At 69.1% G+C, this 19,279-nt stretch carries 20 protein-coding genes; 5 read left to right on the forward strand and 15 right to left on the reverse strand.

Going from position 1 to position 19,279, the window contains the following annotated elements:
- Positions 1-4: 4 nt before the first annotated feature.
- Positions 5-1,654 (forward strand): DUF4139 domain-containing protein, encoded by a 1,650-nt coding sequence (locus tag ACAM57_RS20940; protein WP_369658764.1) that lies wholly within the window; start codon positions 5-7, stop codon positions 1,652-1,654.
- Positions 1,655-1,667: 13 nt separating this feature from the next.
- Here ACAM57_RS20940 and ACAM57_RS20945 read toward each other — a convergent pair whose 3' ends face one another.
- The 7 genes from ACAM57_RS20945 to ACAM57_RS20975 all read right to left on the reverse strand — a co-directional run bounded on the left by ACAM57_RS20945 (position 1,668) and on the right by ACAM57_RS20975 (position 9,554).
- Positions 1,668-3,854, reverse strand: a complete 2,187-nt coding sequence (locus tag ACAM57_RS20945) for a TonB-dependent receptor (protein ID WP_369658765.1) — start codon at positions 3,852-3,854, stop codon at positions 1,668-1,670.
- Positions 3,855-3,903: 49 nt separating this feature from the next.
- Positions 3,904-5,421, reverse strand: coding sequence for an ABC transporter permease subunit (locus tag ACAM57_RS20950; RefSeq protein WP_369658766.1), 1,518 nt, complete (start codon positions 5,419-5,421; stop codon positions 3,904-3,906).
- A 12-nt stretch (positions 5,422-5,433) separates the two neighbouring features.
- Positions 5,434-6,837 carry an ABC transporter permease subunit gene (locus ACAM57_RS20955; protein WP_369658767.1) on the reverse strand — a complete coding sequence of 468 codons (1,404 nt, stop codon included), beginning with the start codon at positions 6,835-6,837 and terminating at the stop codon, positions 5,434-5,436.
- 1 nt (position 6,838) lies between these two features.
- Entirely contained in the window at positions 6,839-7,546 is a 708-nt protein-coding gene (locus ACAM57_RS20960; protein ID WP_369658768.1) for an ABC transporter ATP-binding protein, read from the reverse strand.
- A 159-nt stretch (positions 7,547-7,705) separates the two neighbouring features.
- Positions 7,706-7,855 carry a type B 50S ribosomal protein L36 gene (gene ykgO / locus ACAM57_RS20965; RefSeq protein WP_125951190.1) on the reverse strand — a complete coding sequence of 50 codons (150 nt, stop codon included), beginning with the start codon at positions 7,853-7,855 and terminating at the stop codon, positions 7,706-7,708.
- A 104-nt stretch (positions 7,856-7,959) separates the two neighbouring features.
- Entirely contained in the window at positions 7,960-8,415 is a 456-nt protein-coding gene (locus tag ACAM57_RS20970) for a Fur family transcriptional regulator (protein WP_369658769.1), read from the reverse strand.
- A gap of 44 nt (positions 8,416-8,459) precedes the next feature.
- A complete protein-coding gene (locus tag ACAM57_RS20975; protein ID WP_369658770.1) occupies positions 8,460-9,554 on the reverse strand; it encodes a suppressor of fused domain protein in 1,095 nt (364 codons plus the stop codon).
- 140 nt (positions 9,555-9,694) lie between these two features.
- Here ACAM57_RS20975 and ACAM57_RS20980 point away from each other — a divergent pair, with 140 nt between their 5' ends.
- Positions 9,695-10,516 carry a hypothetical protein gene (locus ACAM57_RS20980; protein WP_369658771.1) on the forward strand — a complete coding sequence of 274 codons (822 nt, stop codon included), beginning with the start codon at positions 9,695-9,697 and terminating at the stop codon, positions 10,514-10,516.
- Positions 10,517-10,528: 12 nt separating this feature from the next.
- Here the strand turns inward: ACAM57_RS20980 and ylqF are convergent, their stop codons facing one another.
- Positions 10,529-11,485: a ribosome biogenesis GTPase YlqF gene (ylqF, locus tag ACAM57_RS20985; protein ID WP_369658772.1), complete on the reverse strand. Its 957-nt coding sequence runs from the start codon at positions 11,483-11,485 to the stop codon at positions 10,529-10,531.
- Positions 11,486-11,713: 228 nt separating this feature from the next.
- Between ylqF and ACAM57_RS20990 the strand changes: the two genes are divergently transcribed.
- The 3 genes from ACAM57_RS20990 (at position 11,714) to ACAM57_RS21000 (ending at position 13,377) form a co-directional block, all read left to right on the forward strand.
- On the forward strand, positions 11,714-12,340 hold the full coding sequence (locus ACAM57_RS20990; RefSeq protein ID WP_369658773.1) for a cell envelope protein SmpA: 627 nt from the start codon (positions 11,714-11,716) through the stop codon (positions 12,338-12,340).
- A gap of 146 nt (positions 12,341-12,486) precedes the next feature.
- On the forward strand, positions 12,487-12,915 hold the full coding sequence (locus ACAM57_RS20995) for a CBS domain-containing protein (protein ID WP_126024199.1): 429 nt from the start codon (positions 12,487-12,489) through the stop codon (positions 12,913-12,915).
- 102 nt (positions 12,916-13,017) lie between these two features.
- Entirely contained in the window at positions 13,018-13,377 is a 360-nt protein-coding gene (locus tag ACAM57_RS21000; protein WP_369658774.1) for an HPF/RaiA family ribosome-associated protein, read from the forward strand.
- On the opposite strand, the gene ACAM57_RS21005 is transcribed toward ACAM57_RS21000, so the two are convergent.
- The 7 genes from ACAM57_RS21005 to ACAM57_RS21035 all read right to left on the reverse strand — a co-directional run bounded on the left by ACAM57_RS21005 (position 13,364) and on the right by ACAM57_RS21035 (position 19,276).
- A complete protein-coding gene (locus ACAM57_RS21005) occupies positions 13,364-13,831 on the reverse strand; it encodes a MerR family transcriptional regulator (protein WP_369658775.1) in 468 nt (155 codons plus the stop codon). The two genes, ACAM57_RS21000 and ACAM57_RS21005, sit on opposite strands and share 14 nt — an antisense overlap.
- Positions 13,821-14,240, reverse strand: a complete 420-nt coding sequence (locus ACAM57_RS21010) for a nuclear transport factor 2 family protein (RefSeq protein WP_369658776.1) — start codon at positions 14,238-14,240, stop codon at positions 13,821-13,823. The genes ACAM57_RS21005 and ACAM57_RS21010 overlap by 11 nt, the downstream gene beginning before the upstream one ends.
- A 115-nt stretch (positions 14,241-14,355) precedes the next feature.
- On the reverse strand, positions 14,356-15,282 hold the full coding sequence (locus tag ACAM57_RS21015) for an SDR family NAD(P)-dependent oxidoreductase (protein WP_126024195.1): 927 nt from the start codon (positions 15,280-15,282) through the stop codon (positions 14,356-14,358).
- 149 nt (positions 15,283-15,431) lie between these two features.
- Entirely contained in the window at positions 15,432-16,991 is a 1,560-nt protein-coding gene (gshA, locus tag ACAM57_RS21020) for a glutamate--cysteine ligase (protein WP_126024194.1), read from the reverse strand.
- A 137-nt stretch (positions 16,992-17,128) separates the two neighbouring features.
- The gene (locus ACAM57_RS21025; RefSeq protein WP_369658777.1) at positions 17,129-17,446 is read right to left on the reverse strand and encodes a putative quinol monooxygenase; all 318 of its coding nucleotides are present in this window, start codon (positions 17,444-17,446) and stop codon (positions 17,129-17,131) included.
- 33 nt (positions 17,447-17,479) lie between these two features.
- Complete coding sequence (locus ACAM57_RS21030) at positions 17,480-18,142, reverse strand: alpha/beta hydrolase (RefSeq protein ID WP_369658778.1); 663 nt, start codon at positions 18,140-18,142, stop codon at positions 17,480-17,482.
- 135 nt (positions 18,143-18,277) lie between these two features.
- Positions 18,278-19,276, reverse strand: coding sequence for a Bug family tripartite tricarboxylate transporter substrate binding protein (locus tag ACAM57_RS21035; protein ID WP_369658779.1), 999 nt, complete (start codon positions 19,274-19,276; stop codon positions 18,278-18,280).
- Positions 19,277-19,279: the final 3 nt, after the last annotated feature.

Consider the following 19,279-nt stretch of genomic DNA (forward strand, 5'->3'; position numbering starts at 1 on the left):
TCCCATGAAAGCATCGACTTCCGCCCTCCTCCGCGCCACCGCCGGTGCCGCCGTCCTGCTGGTCCTGAGCCTGAGCGCCCAGGGTCAGGCGACTACACAACCCGCCACGGCAGCCACCGACTCGCGCATCACCCAGGTCAAGGTCTACCCCGGCAGCGCCACCGTGGAGCGCGTGGCGCGCGTCGCGGCCGGCGCGCGCTCGGTCACCTTCGCCTGCCTGCCCGCGGGGCTGGACGTGCAGAGCCTGCAGGTGTCGGCCGATGCTTCGGTGCGCATCGGCGAGACCTCGGTGCTCAGCGAGCAGCGCGAGCTCTCGGCACGCTGCTCGACCAGCCCGCTCGACGGCCGCATCCGCGAGCTCGAGGACCAGAAGGCCGCCCTGCAGGCCGAGAACGACGCGCTGGGCATGGTCACCGGCTACCTCAAGGGCCTGGCCGGCGGCGGCGGCGACGCCCCCGGCGCGCGCGCGCCGATGGACGCGCGCAACCTCGCCGCCATGACCGAGGCCATGCGCCGCACCGGGCAGGATTCGCTGCTCAAGCAGCACCAGATCCAGCGCAAACAGGCCGAGATCGACCGCCAGCTCAACCCGCTGCTGGCCGAGCGCACCCGCACCCAGGGCAACGGCGGCCAGGTGACGGCCGTGACGGTGACCCTGGCCGCCGGCGCCGATGCCGACGTGAAGCTCAGCTACCAGGTCAACGGCCCCGGCTGGACGCCCACCTACCGCGCGCTGCTCGACACCACCACGCGCAAAGTGCGCATCGAGCGCCAGGCGCTGGTGGCGCAGGCCACGGGCGAGGACTGGCGCGGCGTGAAGCTGGTGCTCTCCACCGGCCAGCCGCGCCGCGAGACCGCCGGCCGCCTGCCCACGGCGTGGCGCATCGGCATCGAGCCGCCGCCGCGTCCGCTGGCCGAGATGACCTACCCTGCCGCGCCGGCGGCGGCCATGGCGCCCTCGCCCATCATGGCCAGCAAGTCCATGGACAGCCGCGAGCGCCGGACGGAGCCGCTGTTCGACGTGAGCGTGTTCGACAACAGCTTCGCCACCGAATTCTCGGTGCCGCAGGCCATCGACGTGCCCTCCAACGGCCAGCGCGTGACCATGGCGCTGGGCCAGCACGAAGACACGGCCAAGCTCGCCGCGCGCACCAGCCCGCGCGTGGACGCCAGCGCTTTCCTCGTCGCCGAACTCGACCAGCCCGCCGGCGTGTGGCCCGCCGGCCCGATGCAGCTCTACCGCGACGGCGCCTTCGTGGGCAGCGGCCGCTGGAACGCGCCCACCGATGCGCGCCTGACGCTTTCCTTCGGCCGCGACGAGCTGGTGCGCGTGCAGGCCGAGCCCGAGCGCGACAACCAGGGCACGGGCGGCTTCGCCGGCTCGCGCGCCGAGCGCAAGGTGCAGCGCGCCTACGTGGTCGAGAACCGCCACCGCACGCCGATCGCGGTGCAGGTGCTGGAAGCCGCTCCGGTCTCGGTCGACGAGAAGGTGCGCGTGGCCTCGGAGTTCACGCCGCAGCCCGCCGAGCTGGCCTGGAACAAGCAGCCCGGCCTGGCCATGTGGCAGCTCGACCTCGCGGCCGGCCAGACCGCGCGCGTGACGGCCGACTACACCATCGGCTATCCGAAGGACGCGCGGCTGCAGATGCGCTGAGCCGCCTGCTCCGTCAGAAGTCGAACTTGGCCGACAGCTCGAAGGTGCGCCGCGGCGCCAGCAGCACCTGCGAGGTCGCGCGGCCCACCCAGGTGGCGTAGAGCTTGTCGGTCAGGTTGCGCACGCGGAAAGTCAGCAAGGCGTTGCGCATCCTGTAGCTCACCGCCGCGTCGAGCGTGGTGAAGCCGTTGATGCGGATCTCGTTGGCGTTGTCGGTGTACATGTGGCCCGTGTGGTTCAACGACGCGAAGTACTCGAACTTCGATCCCTCGGGCCGGTAGGTCGCGAAGAGATTGGCCACCCGCTCGGGCACGTTCGGCGGCGTCTTGCCCACGCGCGAGACGCCGCCGGCCTCGATCAGCGTGTCGTAGCGCGCGTCGAGCGCGGCGAGGTTGCCGGCCAGCGTCCATTCGCGCGTCGGCCGCCACACGGCCGAGAGCTCCACGCCCCGCGAAGACTGCCGCCCGTTGTTCACCGTGTTGCGCGCATCGTTGGGGTCGCGCGAGAGCACGTTGTCGAGCTCGATCCTGTAGAGGGCCGCCGTCCACTCCAGCTTCGCCTCGGGCAGGCTCTGCTTGAAGCCCACCTCGGCCTGCTTGCCGCGCGACATCGGAAAGGCCGCATTCGACGCCGACAGCAGGAAGAGCGAGTTCACCGGCAGCGTCGCGTTGGTGTACTGCGCGTACACGCTCGAATCCGGCGTGATGTCGTACACCGCGCCGATGCGCCCCGAGGTCGAGCGGTAGCTGGTGCCGAAGCGGGTGTAGCTGCCCAGGTTCAGGTCGGCGATGCCGCGGTCGACCTCGGTGCGGTCGTGGCGCAGGCCGCCCACCAGCGTGAGGCCGCGCACCGGCTTGATCGCGTCTTCCACGAAGGCCGACGCGACCTTCACGTTCGACGTGGTGTCGGTGCGGTTGCCCGCGCCCGTGGTGAGCGCGAGGCTGTCGTTGAAGGGTGCGATGTACGGGTCGAACACCGGCACGCGCAGCAGGTTCGCGGTGGCGGCACTGCCGTTGGAGAAGCGGCGCTGGCTGCCGAAGCGCGTCTCGCTGTATTCGCCGCCGGCGACGAAGCGGTTGTCCATGCCGCCGAGCGTGCCCTTGTGCGTGGCATCGAAGCGGTTCAGCCAGAAGTCCTGGTCGTGGGTGATCAGCGTCTGGTCGCGCGCGATGCTGGCGGGCGCCACGAAGACCGCGCTTTCGGAGTTGCGGAACACGCGGTTCGCCTTGTTGGCCGAGAACTCGTTGCGCCACGACCAGCCGCCGTCGAGCTGGCCCGTGAGCCGCGCACGCAGCCAGTAGGTTTCCGACGTGTTCTCGTCGTCGGGCACGTTGTAGTTGCTGCGTGCCAGGCGCCGGTCGATCACGCGGCCGTCGGGCGTGCTGACCACGTTGGTCGGCTGCGTGGCGAAGCTGGCCGGCACCAGCGGCGTGCCCCAGTAGGCCTGGTTGTTGTCGCGCAGATAGTCGAACGAAAGATCCAGCTTCACCGAGCCGCCGAAGTCGACCATCAGCCCGCTGGTGAAGTGGTCGATGCGCTCGCCGTTGCGCGCGATGGTGCCCACCTTCGTGTCGTTGCGGCTGTAGTCCAGCCGGTAGGCGCTGGCATCGCCCAGCGCGCCGCCGAAGCCGAATGCAGCGCGCGTGGAGCCGTAGCTGCCGTACGAGAGCAGCGCCTCCTTGTTCGGGTTGCTGCGGTCGGGCCGCTTGGTCACGAAGTTGACGACGCCGCCGATGGCACCCTCGCCGTCGAGCACCGAGGCCGGGCCCTTCAGCACCTCGATGCGCTCGTAGTTCCAGATGTCCTGCACGCGGTTGGTCACGCCCGCGCCGGAGCTGCGCACGCCGTCGTACAGGTACATGAGGCTGGTGAAGCCGCGCGTGGACAGCGTGGTCGGCGACGACGGCGGCCCGCCGCCCGACAGGCCCGCCATGCCGCGCAGCGCCTCGCTGAAGGTGCGCGCGCCGCGCTGCTGCATGGTGTCCTGCTGCAGGATCTCGACCGAGGCCGGCGTCTCGCGCACCGAGAGGCCAAGGCGCGAGGCCGTGCCGCTCGACTCCTCCAGATGCAGGCCGCTGGCGTCGCGGCTGCCTTCGACGGTGATGGTGCCGAGCTCGCCGCCGCCGGCCTGCTGCGCGTAGGAAACCTGGAATGCGGTGGCTGCGGCCATCGCCATGGCCGTGCGGATGAGGGTTGTCATTGGATCGATTGCTTGGAATTGCGGGAAGAAAAGAAAAGCCGGGTGGCCGCTAGGCGACCGGGAAGCGCCGCAGCCGCCACGCCGCGAGGCCGAACAGCAGCAGGCTCGGCACCAGCAGCTGCATCACGGCAATGGCCGCCTGCCCGCGCACGAGGCCGGCGGGCTCTTCCTGCCAGGCGAATGCGGGAATGCGATCGAACTCGGAGGGCACCAGCGCGTCGCGCGCGTCGATGCGCGGGGAGAAGAAGCGCTTCCAGGCCTCGTGATAGGCGATGGTCTGGGCCTCGAAGCGCGCCTGGCGCCGCGTGCCCGTGCCGGCCAGCGCCGTCATGCCCTCGTAGGCCACTGCCGCCGGAGACACCGCGCTGAAGCGCGCGAGCAGCGCCTGCTGCCCGGCCTGCTGCGCGTCGAAGCGGTCGAGCTCGGGCTTGATGGCCTCGTCGACTTCCTTCTCGATCAGGTAGTTGCCCAGCGCACGGCCGGCGATCTCGATCTTGCCGTCGCGCGGCACGAGGATCGCGCCGCGGCCCACGTGCCGGTAGTCGGTGCTCATCAGGTCGGCGTGGCGCTTCATCGCCTCGGCAGTGACGATGCGCTGCCGCGTGGCCAGCTCGGTGCGCGAGGGCGCGGGGCTGGCCTGCGTCACGGCAAGGTTCAGCAGCACCGGAGCCACCAGCACCAGCAGCACCCAGGCGATGACGAGCACCATCGCGTTGGTCGCCGACGAGGCGCCGAAGGCATTCACCGCCACCACCAGCGCGAACCAGAAGAGCACGTACGCCCCCACCAGCAGCGCCCACCACCACAGGGCGGCACCCGGCGAGCCGGCCAGCCCGGCCTGCCGCGCCACCAGCAGCACGGCCACCGGCAGCAGCACGGCGGGCCCCAGCAGCACCGCCGCGCGCACCGTGAGCTTGCCGGCGAGCAGCGTGCGCAGGCGCAGCGGCTGCGACAGCAGCAGCCTCAGCGTGCCGTTCTCGCGCTCGGCCGAGAGCAGGTTGTAGCCCAGCGCGAAGATGAGCAGCGGCAGCAGGTAGACGATGACGAAGGCCAGGTCGAAGTGCCCGCTCAGCAGGTGCCAGGGGCTTTCGATGTCGCTGGGGTTCATGAACACCACGCGGCTCTGGTTCGTGACCTTGAACTGGCTCGGATAGAGGTCGCTCTGCCCCAGCGCGAGCGGGCCCAGCGGCGCGGTCGGCAGGATCGCGTGCTGCCCGCCGTAGCCGCTGGCCATGCGAGAAGGATCGGCCGGGTTCTCGAAGGGCGTGGGCTGCGCGGTGCCGGCGAGGATGCTTTCGAGCAGCGCGCGCTGCGCCGCGCGCGTGTCGCGGTCGGCCTGCGCGACAGCCGCCTGCGCGCGGTCGCGGCTCGCCGTCTGCAGCAGCCCGTTGCCGAGCGCATAGGCCACCAGCAGCAGGAACAGCAGGCCGACGGCCCACAGCGTGCGCTCGGCGAACATCAGGCGGCATTCCTGGCGCATCACGGCCAGCAGCCGGCGGCCCTGCGGCGGATCGACGATGGAAACGGGAACGGGGGAAGAAACCGAGGAAGAAGTGGTCGTCGTCATGTACGGCTTGCCTCAGAGCGCGCGCTGCCGCGAGGCGGTGAATGCCGCGAAGGCGGCGGCCAGCAGCAGGCCCGCGCACAGCACGGCGAAGCTGCGCATCTGGTGCATCAGCGCCCAGGCCGCGCGCGGCGGCTGGTAGTCGAAGGGCGGCACCGTCGCCCACAGTTCGGGCGTCGCCTGGTAGGCGAAATGCTGGTCGCCCAGCGGATCGGCGTGTTCCACCAGGTCCTCGCTCATCAGGTCCTGGATGTGCCGGCGATGCAGCTCGGCGGCGGTGGTGAAGCTGCGGTGGTGCGCGAAGTCGGTGCCTGCCATGCCCATCGAGAAGCTGCGCACCGCGAGAACGGGCACCAGCAGGCCGCTCCATTCCTGCACCGCCTGCTGGCGCTCCCAGGTGTCCCACAGGCGGCCGTAGTGGCGGTCGTACACCGGGTACGAGGCCTGGTCGTCCAGGCGCAGCGCGATGCCCCACTTGCTCAGCGGCACGTCGCGCCCCCAGCGTTCGGTGGAGCCGAAGTTCTTCTGCCACACCTCGTCGGACACGGTCTTGAGTTCCGCGCCGAGCTGGCGGTTGAACTCCAGCCGCGTCGGGCTCGGGAACCATGCGCGCGACAGCTCCGAAAGCACGCGCGGCGCCATCACCGCCTGAGCGATCCAGATGGCCAGCAGCAGCGTGATCGCCATGCGCGAGGTCGAGCAGGCCGCGGAAACGCCGAGCACCAGGAACACGAAGATGCCCAGGTACACGGCATAGCCGACGGTCCAGGCGCCCAGCCTGAGCAGCGCGTCGAGCCGCTCGCCGTCGTCCGCGCCGGCCCCCACGGCGATGGCCGCGACAAGCCCCGCCGGCACCAGCAGCACGGCCAGCGACGCCGTCAGCGCCAGCGCCTTGCCGCCCAGCAGCCGCAGCGGCGACACGCCCAGGCTCAGCGTCTGGCGCAGGATGCCTTGCTCGCGCTCCGCCGCGAAGGCGTTGAAGCCCAGCACGATCACGAGCAGCGGGCCCAGCACCTGCAATATCCAGCCGACCGAGAGATTGCCGAAGCGCTGCAGGCCGGTCGCGTCCTGCGCCGCGTTGAACTTCACCTCGCTCTGGCGATGCGCCTGCAGCCACACGGTGCTGCCGATGAAGAGGTTGATGCCCGGGTCGATCATCGACAGCACCGCCTCGGGCTTGAAGGCATGCATGCCCTGGTGCGCGGCGTCGTGCGGATGGCGGCGGTCCTGCCGCAGCCAGTCGCGGTAGTCCATGGCCTGCGCGGCGCGCTGCTCGGCCTGCGCGTCGCGCTGGTGCGCCCAGCCCACGGCGAGCGCGGTCAGCAGCAGCACCGCCACCAGTCCGCCGGCCCAGTGGAGGCGCCCGTCGCGCAGGCGTTCGAGGAATTCGCGGCGTGCGATCCAGTTCACGAGCTGCATGTCATGCCCTCATGTGCGCCAGGTAGAGGGACTGCAGGTCGGTGCGCGCGATCTGCGCCTCGCCGTCCAGGCTCTCGACGAGGCGGCCGCGCTTCATGATCCCGACGCGCGTGGCGGTCTGCTGCGCGTGGAACAGGTCGTGCGTGGTGGTGAGCACGGCCACGCCGTTGTCGGCGGCGCGGCGCAGCAGGCCCGAGAACTCGCTGGCGGCCTGCGGGTCGAGCCCCGAGGTGGGCTCGTCGAGCAGCAGCGCCTTCGCCTGCTTGGCCAGCGCGACCGCGATCCAGACCTTCTGTCGCATGCCCTTGGAGTAGGCCGACACGCGCCTGTCGGCCGCTGCATGGTCCAGCCCCACCTCGGTCATCAGCTCCAGCAGCCGCTCGCGCGGCAACTCGCGGCCCAGCGCGAGCCCGGCGAAGAAGCGCAGGTTCTCCAGCCCCGAGAGCGGCCCGTACAGCGTGACCTGCTCGGGGATGTAGGCCACGTGCTGCTTGGTGGCCACCGGGTGGCGCACGACGTCGATGCCGTTGATCTCCACCGTGCCGGAGGTCGGCTCGACGAAGTTCAGGAACAGGTTGATGGTGGTGGTCTTGCCCGCGCCGTTCGCGCCCAGCAGGCAGTAGATGTCGCCCGCGCGGATGTCGAGGTCGAGGCTGTCGAGCGCGGTGTGCGCGCCGTATTGCTTGGTGAGGCCGGTGGCTCGGAGCATGAAGGAAACCCGGTGAATGGAAGGACGAACGGGACGCGCGCAGGCACGCACCGGCGCACGCGCGCCGAGGCGGTCAGTCGATCGTTCGTTTGTTCGGTGTTGGGGAGATTCGGGCGCCGGCTCTTCAGTCGCCGCGCCCGTCAGCGGCGCATGCGCTCCTCAGCGCTTGTGCTTGTTCTTCGCGCCGCCCTGTCTGGCCTTGAAGCGCGGATTGGACTTGCAGATGACGTAGGTGCGGCCGCGCCGCGTCACCACCTGGCAGTCGCGGTGGCGCTTCTTTGCTTCTTTGAGCGAGGACAGGACTTGCATGATCGGGATAGGAACCAAAGGATTTGGACCCGAGACTATACGTTATTGAGAATCCATTCTCAATAAAACAAAAGCCGAATGGAAGCTGGACGAAAACCGGCCAGTCAGTGCGCTTTGCTCGCGCGTGCCTTGTCGGCCGTTCCCGCCCCCGAGCACGACGCGCACACCCCGTGCAGCGTCACCTCGTGGCTGCTGACCTTGAAGCCCTTGGGCACCAGGTCGTCCATCGGCCCGGGGCAGGAATGCAGCATGTACACCTGCCCGCAGCTGGAGCAATGGAAGTAGTGATGGTGATGGTCCACGTGCTTTGCGCCGTGGCCCGCCTTGCCGTGCGCCTCGGGCTTGCACGCCACCTCGTAGCGGGCGGGTTCGCCGGGCAGCTCGACCTTGGCGATCTCGCCGTCCGCCAGCAGCAGAGAGACCTGGCGGTAGACGGTCGAGAGGCTGATCTCGGGAACGATCTCGCGCGCATGCGCCAGGATCTGCGGAGCGGTGAGGACGCGGCCTGCGTCGCTGAAGGCGGAGAAGACGGCGTTGCGTTGACGCGTGAGACGTTGCATCTGGAATCGGGTTGCTGGCGGTGGGCTGGCGTGGGGCTGATCGGTCAGCCGACGGTGCTGACCACGTTCCCCTGCGGGTCCCTGATTGTCGTCTTCTGCACCTTCCAGCGCACGGCGCCAAAACCCTGTACCTCGTAGGTGCCGGCGACCGGCTTCAGCGCGCGGACCAGCTCGCGCACCGTGGCGTCGGAAAGCCGCAGCGTAAGGCTGCCGTCTTCTTCAGAAACGCTGTCGGCCTCGCCATGCGCGAAGACCAGCGCCCGCTCGCGGCTCGCGAAGTGGAAGTCGCGCCCAAAGGGCAGCCGCAGCGGCAGCAGCGCGACCAGTTCGTCGACCTGCCGCGCGCCGAGCGTGATCTCGGTGACCGGCGCTCGCAGCAGCCGCTTGCTCGTCTCCCAGCCCAGCACGTCGGTGAAGAGGAAGCCGCTGGACGAGCCGTCGCGCGCCGCGCCCTCCTCCACGCGCCTGCGCACCTCGGCATCGTCGAGCAGCGAAGGCCGCGCGAGGTCGGTCACCCACAGCGGCATCGCGGGCAGCAGCGCGTCGAGCAGCCGGCGCGTGTCCCAGCGCTTGCCCGCGCGCTCCTCGTCTTCCGTCAGGCCCACGACCTGGATGAAGCTCACGCGGCCGTTGGGCGTGTCGATGGCCGGCAGCTCGGGATCGAACACGAAGCCCATCGAGCGGATCAGCGTCTCGCGCTCCAGCGCGATGGGACCGTTGGCGGTCATCCAGTGGCCGTCGTCGAACACGTTGCCGCTCTTGAACACGTAGCGCGCGAGGTTCTGCAGGAAGTTGATGGCCCATGCGGGCGGTTCTTCGTCGTCCGGCTCGCAGGCGAGGCGGAAAGTGAGTTCGAAGCCGTAGCCGCTGGTTTCGGCGACCTCCGACTCCTTGGTGTAGAGCTCGCTGAGCCCGTAGCTCAGGTAGTGCCAGTGCGGCACCGGCTCCATGCGCTTCCACACGCTCACGCCGTCCAGCGGATCGGGCCCGCCGAGCATCCACTTGATCACCGTGCCGTAGTGCTTCGGCTCCTGGCCGGGGTAGAGGCGCTCCACGGCGGCGGTGATGGCGTCCCAGCCGGTCGAGAGCTCGCCGTCACCATCGTCGTCGTTGCCTCGGTCCTGCGCTGCTTCGGTCATGTCGCTCCTTGCGATGTGGATGCGGCGAGCCTACACCGCGCCCCTGACGCTCCCGATGCCCCGGCCGTCCTCAGGCAGATGTCAGGCCCGCATGGCATCCTCGTGCGCCGGACAGATAGTTTTTCCCTGGAGAGAACAAATTGAGATGGCTCCATCGGCGGGATGCGCTGGTACTTTCTGCCGCATGCGCCGCAACCACCCTGCTGGCCGCCTCGGGCTGCGGGCAGTCGCAGGATGCGCCCGCATCCGCCCCGACAGCGCCGCCCCAGCCGGGCAGCATCGAGATCACGCAGGCCGACATCGACTGGTTCCGCCGCAGCCACGCCGAGTGGGTCGGCTGCGAATCCGGCGCGCCCGCCATCGTGCCGCCCGACATGACGCTCGAACAGTTCGGCGACGTGCTCGACGGCGGCAACTCGCCGGTCTTCGACCGATTCGTGAACGTGGCGGCCGCCTTCTTCCTGCACGCGAGCTTCGTGGCCGGCCACTATGCCTTCCAGCCGCCCTTCGAGAAGCGCGCGGCCTTCGACGTGACCGAAGAGCACATCCGCCTGCTGCAGCACGCGAACTGGAGCAGCTTCGTCATCGACTGCAAGCGCCCGTACGGCGACTTCACGCACTTCGAGATCGACATGGCCGACATCCTCGGCCTGCCCATCACCAAGGACGCCAAGGGCTACGCGCAGATCGGCAAGGAGGCCGAGAAGCGCATGAACGCGCTGCACGCCGACGTGCTCCCCACGCTGCAGGCCTACATCCGCTTCGCGCGGCTCAGCCCGGGGCGCTACGTGGTACCCGGACGCGGCATCGCGCAGACGCGCGGGCGGCCGCTGTGCAGGCCGGTGTCGGCCACGCGCGTGGCGATGTATCAGCGCGCGCTGCAGGCGGCCGGCCCGCGCTCCGACTCGCGCAGGGTCGCGGCGCTCGACGAGGCGGCGGCCGCGCTGTTCGCGCTCGACTGAGCCGCGGCCGATTCAGCCTTCCGGCGCCGCCTCTGCCTTCGGCTTGCCCTTCTGCTTGCGCGCGGCCTTCTTCGCCGCGCGCTCGGCGTCGGCGCGCTGGCCGTCGGCCAGCCACACGGCGAACTCCCCGGGCGTCTCGAGGGTGATGCGCCCGAGGTTGCCGGCGCGGAACTCGTGCATCACGATCTCGGCGGCCTTCTGCAGGTTGACGCGGCCCTTGCCCAGCAGGGCGCCGCGCTTGCGGCCGATGGTGTCGAGCAGCGCTTCGTCCTTCATGCCGGCCATGGTCTCGGCGTCGAGCTCCACGAGCTTGAATCGCGCGGCCAAGCCGGCGGCGTAGTTGGCCTTGAGGTAGCCGAGCAGTTCCAGCGCCACTTCCTCCTCGTCGAAGGCGTTGCGCCCCACCGCGCCGCTGGCCGCGAGGTTGTAGCCGCTCTTGGGCACGATGATGCGCGGCCACAGCATGCCGGGCGTGTCCCACAGGTAGAAGTCGTCGGCCAGCGTGATGCGCTGCTCGAGCTTGGTGATGCCGGCCTCGTCGCCGGTCTTGGCCTTGCGCCCGCCGGTGAGGGTGTTGATGAGGGTGGACTTGCCCACGTTGGGAATGCCGCAGATCAGCACCCGCATCGGCTTGGCCAGCCCGCCGCGGTTGGGCGAGAGTTCGTGGCAAGCCTTCACGATCTGCTGCGCGGGCGTGGTCTGGCTCGCGTCGAGGGGAATGGCGCGGGTGGCGGGCAGCGCGTTGTAGTGCGCCAGCCAGAGGGCTGTGCGCGCGGGGTCGGCCAGGTCCTGCTTGTTGAGCACCTTCAGCGTGGGCCTGCCGGCCGTGAGCTCGGCCAGCATCGGGTTGGCGCTGGAGCCCGGCAGGCGGGCGTCGAGCAGTTCGATGACGACGTCGATGTCCTTCACCCGTTCGGTGATGGCCTTCTGGGTCGAATACATGTGACCGGGGAACCACTGGATCGCCATCGGTGGGCTCTTCTTTCTTTTCGCGCTGTCTCTGTGAATTCGGGCGGGCGGCAGGGCCGCCGGCGCGCATTGTGAACCGGGAACCTGAACGCAAGCTGGTTGCTACGCTTTCGATAGCTGCAGACGCTCATTCTGCCTTCGCTTGGGGATTGTTCGATCCTAGAATCCCTTCGCTGCCGAGGACAGCGATCCCGCAGCGATTCCAACAACTCCGAGGGAAATCCACAAATGCTCAAGCGCCTTGCCGCTGCCGCCCTGCTGGCAGCCACCGTCGTGCCCGCGTCCATCACCGTCGCCCATGCCCAGCGGCCCTCCCCGCCGCCCGGCCCGCTCGTCAGCGGCTACCTGTGCTGCAACATGCGCACCTACGGCGACTCGATCAGCGACATCAACTACGACGAGCAGGGCACGAGCATCGTCGCCGTCGGCACCCCGGCGCGCATCACGGCCTACGACTTCCGCTGGTTCAGCCTCGAGCTCGCCGGCAAGCAGCAGCGCATCAAGAACGACTACAGCCGCAACATCCCGTTGCCGGCCTTCGCGCAACGCTACGTGGTGACCGCCGACCCGAAGCAGAAGCTGGCGACCTTCCCCGCGCCGGTGCGCGAGGCAATCCTCGCCGGCAAGGTGATGCCCGGCATGACCCGCGAGCAGGTGCTGATGGCCATCGCCTACCCGGTGGCCAGCGAGAACCCCAGCCTCGACGCCCCGGTGTGGCGCTACTGGCGCGACAGCTGGTCGGAGTTCCAGGTGCAGTTCGACGAGAAGGGCCTGGTGAAGACGGTGGTCGGCGACGCAGTGGCGCTGAACCGCGTGTTCATCGCCACCCCTGCGGCCGCGGCTGCGCAGCCTTAAGTTCTCGCGCATTGCGCGTGTCTTGCACACACGCGCAATCCCTTAGAGTTTTTTGCGCCGCGCGGTCATTCATCGCCCCTATGATTTGAGCGAGTGCGGCGCCCGAGCGTCGGTCGAATCGAAAACCCTTCATGGAGTTGCACACGATGAAACCCGTCTCCGAACTGCTCAAGCGCCATGATTCCGCGGCATGGCGCACCTCCCCCGACACCAGCGTGTTCGACGCGCTCTCCATCCTGGCGCGCTTCGAGGTCGGCGCGCTGATGGTGATGGACGGCGAAAGGCTGGTGGGCTTTCTCTCCGAGCGCGACTACACCCGCAAGGTCGCGCTGCAGGGCAAGAACTCCAAGGAAATGAAGGTGCGCGAGATCATGACGCCCGACGTGATGACCGTGACGCCGCACACCCGCACCCGCGAGTGCATGGCGCTCATGAGCCAGCGCAAGTTCCGCCACCTGCCGGTGGTCGACGGCGACAGGGTGGTCGGCATGATCTCCATCCAGGACCTGATGGACGACATCATCTCGGACCAGGAAGCCACCATCGAGCAGCTGACCACCTACATCCAGAGCTGATTGGGGCCTGCCCGTCGCGCGGGTAGGAACCAGACCTACGGCCCACCCGGCGCCGCACGGTGCAAAGTGGGCCTTCGTTCATCCATCCAGCGAGGATATTGCATGCAGATACAGGTCAACACGAGCAACGGCATCACCAACAAGGACGCGCTGGAGCGCTGGGCCGACACCGAGATCAAGCACAACCTGGGCCGTTTCGTCGACGACGTGACGCGCGTCGAGGTGCACCTGAGCGACGAGAACCACGACAAGGCCGGGGGCAGCGACAAGTGTTGCGTGATGGAAGCGCGCCTGGCGCACCACCAGCCGCTGGCAGTGACGCAGCACGCGGCCAGCCTCGACGAGGCTTTCCGTGGCGCCTCCGACAAGCTCAAGCGCCTGATCGAGAACACGCTGGGACGGCTTCACAACCACCGGGACAGGGGTTCGATCCGCACCGATCCGGGCTTCATCGCCGAGTAGCGCCGCTTCCGCGCTTCCTCGGCGCGAGCAAGGGTTCCGCGGCAATGAGCGGCGGGCGATGCCCGCTGGCCATCCACTCGTCGTAGAAGTCGATCTTGCGCTCGACAAGCGACAGCGCCCTCTTCCACTCGGTGATGGTTTCGTTAACTCGCTCGCGGTGAGCGGCAAGCATGTCGCGCCGCTCGCGCAGCGTGGTCTTGCCCTGCAGCGCGAGCGCGGTGTATTCGCGCATCTCGGCGATCGACATGCCGGTGCGGCGCAGCCGCTCCATCAGGTCGAGCCAGCCGACATGCAGCTCGACATAGAGGCGCCGGCCGCCCTCGTCGCGCGCCACGCCGGGCACGAGACCCTGCGTCTCGTACCAGCGGATGGCGTGCACCGTGCGGCCGGTGCGCTTGGCCAGTTCGCCGATGTGGAAGGGAGAGCCCCTCTTGGTGGCTTTCTCAGCCGGCATGGACGACGGCCGGAGGCTGCAGCGCCTCCTGCACCAGCGCGGTGTCGAAGTATTCGGTCAGCTCTTTCACCTTGCCTCCTTCGAGTCGGTAGACATAGCAATAGCGGTTGTTGTAGCGCTTGCCGGCCTTGGTGGGCACGTCGCCGCGGAAGAGCACCACCACCCGGTCGCCCTCGGCGATGATGCGCTCGGTCCTGCTCCTGTAGGGTGCGGCGAACTGGGCGAAGAGCGGGTCCAGCAGCTCCTCGCGGATCGCCTTCTTGCCTTGGTAGGTGCGCGACCAGGCGGTGCTGCCTTCGAGCTTCCAGCTCGCGTCGTCGGCGAGGCTCTCGACGAAGGGCCGGCCGTTGCCCTTGTCCAGCTCGTCGTGGATGTGCTGGACCAGGGCCTTGTTTTCGATCGTGTTCATGGCTCGATTTCCTTGCTTGAATGAATGAACCGGAGATCCGGTGAATTCATTGGAAATGCTCGAGTGCGCTCAAGGTCAAGCGCGCCATGAACACGGTGCCGGGCCGAACCGGTGGTCAGCCCCGCTTCGCGTTCGCCATGCCCTTGGCGACTTCGTTGGCGCCCTGGGCCGCGCCGCTTTGCGGCACCGCCTCGCCTTCGCGGTCGGTCACTTCCGACAGGCGCGCCGCCAGCTGCTCGGGCGTGTCGGCCTCGATGCCCAGCCAGGCGCCCTGCGTCAGCGTGATGTGCGCGGCCTCGAAGGTGCCGGCGCCCGCGCAGAGGACGGTGCGGTTGGGCGCGTCCTGCCCGGCCAGCACCAGCATCGCCGGCACCACCGCCTCGGGGCGGAAGGCTTCGAGCATTTCCTTGGGAAACAGGTCCTCGGTCATGCGGGTGGCCGCCGTGGGCGCCAGGCAGTTCACGCGGATGTCGTTCTTCGCGCCCTCGATGCTCAGCGTCTGCATCAAGCCCACCAGCGCAAGCTTGGCCGCGCCGTAGTTGCTCTGGCCGAAGTTGCCGTACAGGCCTGACGAAGAAGTGGTCATCACGATGCGGCCGTACTTCTGCTCGTTCATCAGCGCCCAGACGGCCTTGGTGCAGTTCACGGCGCCCATCAGGTGCACGTCGACCACCAGCCTGAAGTCGGCCAGGTCCATCTTGGCGAAGCTCTTGTCGCGCAGGATGCCCGCGTTGTTCACTAGGATGTCGACGCGGCCCCAGGCGTCGACCGCCTCCTTGACCATGGCCTGCACCGCCTCGAAGTCGGTCACCGACGCGCCGTTGGCAATCGCCTCGCCACCGGCCGCCTTGATCTCGTCCACCACCGCCTGCGCGGCGCTCACCGAGCCGCCGGAGCCGTCGCGCGCGCCGCCCAGGTCGTTGACCACCACCTTCGCGCCGCGCGCGGCCAGCGCCAGCGCATGCTGGCGGCCCAGGCCGCCGCCCGCGCCGGTCACGATGGCCACGCGGCCCTTGAAATCGAGGTTGCTGCCGTTGCTCATGTCTCTGTGTCGCCTTCCATGGGAGTTGCCGTTGTTCGTTGCCGCGCCGGGCTTGCCTTGCCCGGGCGGCAGCGTGGCGTTTTACCCCAGAAAGCGGCCGCGGGGCAGCTTCGGCGCGGCGAGCCCAGTCGCCAGCGTGTCAGCGGCGCTCAGGCAGCGACCGGAGTGCGGCTGCGTGGCATGCCCAGGCGCGCGGGCGAGACGTACTGCTCGCGGTAGATCTCGAAGGGCATGGTGTCTGCCGCCTCGATGCGCTTCTGCTCCTGGATGGACTCGGCCGTCATCCGCTCGAACTCGGCCTGCTGGGCCGCCGAGAACGGCAGGTCCAGCAGCGTGGCGCGGGTCTGCTCGGAGCGGGCGCGCACGAAGCCGACGAAGGAGTTGGCGTGTTCCTTCTCGATGGCCGCCAGCACGCGGGCCGAGGGCAGGCTGTCGGGGTTGCGCAGCGCGGCGCCGGCGGCGCGCACCGCGTCGGCATGCGCCGTGCCGCTGCCTTGCGCCGCGTCGAGCGCGGCGGCGATGGGCAGGCACTGCCCGACCAGCTCCAGGCCCCAGTCGGCGAGCGTCACCTCGGCGCCGTTGCGCCGCAGCTTCAGGCCCGGCTCGCGGCCGCGCGCGGCGGTGAGATGCTGGTTCTGCGCGAGGTCGGCGATTTCCTGCGGCGTGTCGTCGGGGCTGTCGCTCAGCAGGCAGTGCAGCAGGAACACATCGATGAAGCGCATGGTCTGCGCGTTGATGCCGACGGTCTCGAAGGGGTCGAGGTCCATCAGGCGCACTTCGACGTACTCCACGCCGCGCTCGCGCAGCGCGTGCAGCGGACGCTCGCCGGGGTTGATCACGCGCTTGGGGCGGATGGTGCCGTAGAACTCGTTCTCGATCTGCAGCAGGCTGGTGCCGAGCTGGTTGTAGTCGCCGCCCAGGTTGCGGATGCCGATGGCCTCGTAGGCCGGCCACGGGCGGGTGAGCGCGTCCTGCAGCGAGGCGGCATAGCCTTCGAGGCTGTTGTAGCTCACGGCCAGCGAGGCCTGCGCGTCGCTCTGGTAGCCCAGCCGGCCCATGCGCAGCGAGGTGCCGTGCGGCATGAACATGCTGCCGTCGCCCAGCGGCTGCAGCTCGTGCGGGCGGCCCGCCACGAAGCTCGAACACAGCGCCGGCGAGGCGCCGAACAGGTACAGCAGCAGGAAGGCGTGGCGGCGGAAGTTGCGGATGAGCGCGAAATACTCTTCGCTCGACACCTCGGGCAGCGACCAGTTGTAGTGGATGCCCGAGATGGTCTGCATGCGGCGGCCATAACGGTGGCTCAGGCCCATGCGGTAGACGCTCTTGGCACGGCCCACGTTCGAGGAGCCGTAGCGGCCGATCGGAATGGTCTCGTCGGTCGGCAGGCCGCAGGGCATGCTCGACACCCAGAGGCGCTCGTCGCCCAGTCCGTCGAGCACGCGGTAGGTGAACTGGTGCACCCGCGTGAGTTCCTCGACGGCCGAGTCGACGTCCGCGTGCACGCCCGTGATGAGTTCGAGCTGCGATTCGCTGAAGTCGGTCGTGATGTGCGGATGCGTGAGCGCGGAGCCCAGCGCGAGCGGATGCGGCGTCAGCGCAAGCTTGCCGTCGGGCAGCGCGCGCAGGCTCTCCTTCTCGATACCGCGTCGCATGCCCTTCAGTCGTGCGGCTGAAAGTGCACCCAACCTCTCCTGCAATCTGTTGCTCATATTGTTATGACCCATCAATCTTCTGAGGGGCTGGAAGGTAGCACGGGCAAGCGGGCACTGCTCGTGCAGGGAATCCCGGGGCTGGTTACCCTGTTGTGCGCTATGTTTTTGATAGCTGTCGGCGTTCCGGACGCGGTTCAGGCCTTGGCCTGGCCTGCCGAGAGGTCGATCTCTTCCGAGCGGTAGACGTGGATCTCCGGTGTGCCCTCCGCCATCGCCGAAAGCGCCTTGGCGAACGCGCGCGAGGCGTCCACGCGGAAGTGGGCCTGCAGCGCGCCCATGTCGCTCCAGCGCTCCACGAAGGTCAGGCGCAGCGGCTCCTGCGCGTCGGTCGAGACTTCATGCGAGATGCAGCCGGGCTCGGAGCGCGAGCGCAGCACGTGCTCGGTGCTGATGGCGCGCATCGCCTGCAGGGTATCGGGCTTGGCCAGTGCGTGGCCGATGACGAGGATCATGTTGCGGCTCCTTCGTGCGAGCGTTGATCTGGTTCAGCCGAGCACCCGCAGCAGGAAGCGGTTCAGGTCGGCGACTTCTTCCATGCACACCGAGTGCGCCATGTCGTATTCGTGCCATTCGACGGCGTAGCCCAGCGCGGAAAGCGCCTCGCGCGTGCGCACGGCCGCCGCGTAGGGCACCACCGGGTCCTGCCGGCCATGGGCGAGGAACACCGGCGTCTCGTGGTTGGCCGCGTGGCGCTCGGCCGCGGTGGTGGCCGCGATCGGCAGGTAGCCCGAGAGGCCGACGACGCCGGCCAGCCGCTCGGTGTGGCGCAGGCCGGTCATCAGCGCCATCGCGCAGCCTTGCGAGAAACCCGCCACCACGATGCGCCCGGCCACGATGCCCCGGGCCTTCTCGTTGGCAATGACGGCCTCGATGGTCGCCTGCGAGCGGCGCAGGCCGGCTTCGTCTTCCTGTGCCTCGAGGTCGGGCACGACGATGTCGTACCAGGCCGGCATCCGGTAGCCGCCGTTGATGGTCACGGGCATCACGGGCGCGTTGGGGAACACGAAGCGCACCGGCCCCACGGCCGACAGGTCGAGCTCGCCGGCGATGGGAACGAAGTCGTTGCCGTCGGCGCCGAGGCCGTGCATCACGATCACCGTGGCGGTGGGGTTGGGGGCGGTTTCGATCTCGATGGGAGGACGGGACATGGTCGGCAAGGGTATTCAGGAACGGATGTCCGGACCTTAGCGCATCCCGGCCCGGCACTCCGAAACGGCCGGTAGGCCGACTTGCACATCGTTTCGATGTGCGGCCCCGCCGTTACCTCCAGGGGCGAAACGTTGCTATTCGGCCTTGATGCCGATGGCCTTCACGATCTGCGCATAGCGCTCGTACTCGGCCGACACCTGCGTCTGGAACTGGCGCTGCGCGTACCCCGTGGCCTCAATGCCCTGCGCCGCCAGTTCGGCGCGTGCGGCCGGTGCCTGCACGATGCGCCCGGCCTCCGAGGCGATGGCGTCCAGCGCCGGCTGCGGCGTGCGCGCCGGCGCGAACAGGCCGAACCACGTGCCCGAGCGATATCCCTTGTAGCTCTCGGCCACCGTCGGCACCTCGGGCAACAGCGCATGGCGCTTCTCGCCGCTGGTGCCCAGCGCTACCAGCCGGCCGCTGCGGATGTGCGGCAGCGCGGGGCCGACGGCGATGAACATCACGTCGACCTGCCCCGCGATCACGTCCTGCATGCCCAGCGGGCCACCGCGGTAAGGGATGTGGGTGACGTAGATGCCCGCCTTCTGCTTGAGCAGCTCCATGCTCAGCTGCTGCGGACTGCCGTTGCCGGCGGAGGCGTAGTTGATGTGCCCCGGCCTGGCCTTGGCCGCGCGCACGAAGTCGGCCACCGTGCGGAAGCCCGTCTTCGGATTGGCAACCAGCACGAAGTCGATCTGCCCCAGAGACACCACCGGCACAAGGTCGCGCCGCGCGTCATAGGGCAGCCCGGCCTGGATGTTGGGGAGGATGGTGATGGGCCCGTCGGCGCCCACCAGCAGCGAATAGCCGTCCGGCTGCGCCTTGGCCAGCCCGTCGGCCGCCAGGATGCCCGCCGCGCCCGCGCGGTTGTCCACGACCACCGGCTGCTTCCACTGCTCCGAAAGGCGCTGCCCCAGGTAGCGTGCCAGCACGTCGGGCGAGCTGCCGGGCGTGTTCGCCACGGTGATGTGCACGGGCTTCGACGGATAGGCGCCAGCCGCCGGCTGCGCCTGCGCCGCCATGGTCAGCGAAGCACACGCCAGCAGCACAAAGGCGGGTTTCAGCAGCTTCGACAAGGAGAGATGGGCACGCATGGC

The sequence above is a fragment of the Variovorax sp. V15 genome (assembly GCF_041154425.1).
In the GTDB taxonomy this organism is placed as follows: domain Bacteria; phylum Pseudomonadota; class Gammaproteobacteria; order Burkholderiales; family Burkholderiaceae_C; genus Variovorax; species Variovorax guangxiensis.

Coding starts and splice junctions, on each gene's coding strand:
- ACAM57_RS20960 (WP_369658768.1), bottom strand. CDS start 7,546: ATGCTCCGAGCCACCGGCCTCACCAAGCAATACGGCGCGCACACCGCG.
- ACAM57_RS21005 (WP_369658775.1), bottom strand. CDS start 13,831: ATGCCGGCTGAGAAAGCCACCAAGAGGGGCTCTCCCTTCCACATCGGC.
- gshA (WP_126024194.1), bottom strand. CDS start 16,991: ATGAGCAACAGATTGCAGGAGAGGTTGGGTGCACTTTCAGCCGCACGA.
- ACAM57_RS21030 (WP_369658778.1), bottom strand. CDS start 18,142: ATGTCCCGTCCTCCCATCGAGATCGAAACCGCCCCCAACCCCACCGCC.
- ACAM57_RS20950 (WP_369658766.1), bottom strand. CDS start 5,421: ATGACGACGACCACTTCTTCCTCGGTTTCTTCCCCCGTTCCCGTTTCC.
- ACAM57_RS20970 (WP_369658769.1), bottom strand. CDS start 8,415: ATGCAACGTCTCACGCGTCAACGCAACGCCGTCTTCTCCGCCTTCAGC.
- ACAM57_RS20995 (WP_126024199.1), top strand. CDS start 12,487: ATGAAACCCGTCTCCGAACTGCTCAAGCGCCATGATTCCGCGGCATGG.
- ACAM57_RS21010 (WP_369658776.1), bottom strand. CDS start 14,240: ATGAACACGATCGAAAACAAGGCCCTGGTCCAGCACATCCACGACGAG.
- ACAM57_RS21035 (WP_369658779.1), bottom strand. CDS start 19,276: ATGCGTGCCCATCTCTCCTTGTCGAAGCTGCTGAAACCCGCCTTTGTG.
- ACAM57_RS20975 (WP_369658770.1), bottom strand. CDS start 9,554: ATGACCGAAGCAGCGCAGGACCGAGGCAACGACGACGATGGTGACGGC.
- ACAM57_RS20990 (WP_369658773.1), top strand. CDS start 11,714: ATGCTCAAGCGCCTTGCCGCTGCCGCCCTGCTGGCAGCCACCGTCGTG.
- ykgO (WP_125951190.1), bottom strand. CDS start 7,855: ATGCAAGTCCTGTCCTCGCTCAAAGAAGCAAAGAAGCGCCACCGCGAC.
- ACAM57_RS20940 (WP_369658764.1), top strand. CDS start 5: ATGAAAGCATCGACTTCCGCCCTCCTCCGCGCCACCGCCGGTGCCGCC.
- ylqF (WP_369658772.1), bottom strand. CDS start 11,485: ATGGCGATCCAGTGGTTCCCCGGTCACATGTATTCGACCCAGAAGGCC.
- ACAM57_RS21025 (WP_369658777.1), bottom strand. CDS start 17,446: ATGATCCTCGTCATCGGCCACGCACTGGCCAAGCCCGATACCCTGCAG.
- ACAM57_RS21000 (WP_369658774.1), top strand. CDS start 13,018: ATGCAGATACAGGTCAACACGAGCAACGGCATCACCAACAAGGACGCG.
- ACAM57_RS20945 (WP_369658765.1), bottom strand. CDS start 3,854: ATGACAACCCTCATCCGCACGGCCATGGCGATGGCCGCAGCCACCGCA.
- ACAM57_RS21015 (WP_126024195.1), bottom strand. CDS start 15,282: ATGAGCAACGGCAGCAACCTCGATTTCAAGGGCCGCGTGGCCATCGTG.
- ACAM57_RS20955 (WP_369658767.1), bottom strand. CDS start 6,837: ATGCAGCTCGTGAACTGGATCGCACGCCGCGAATTCCTCGAACGCCTG.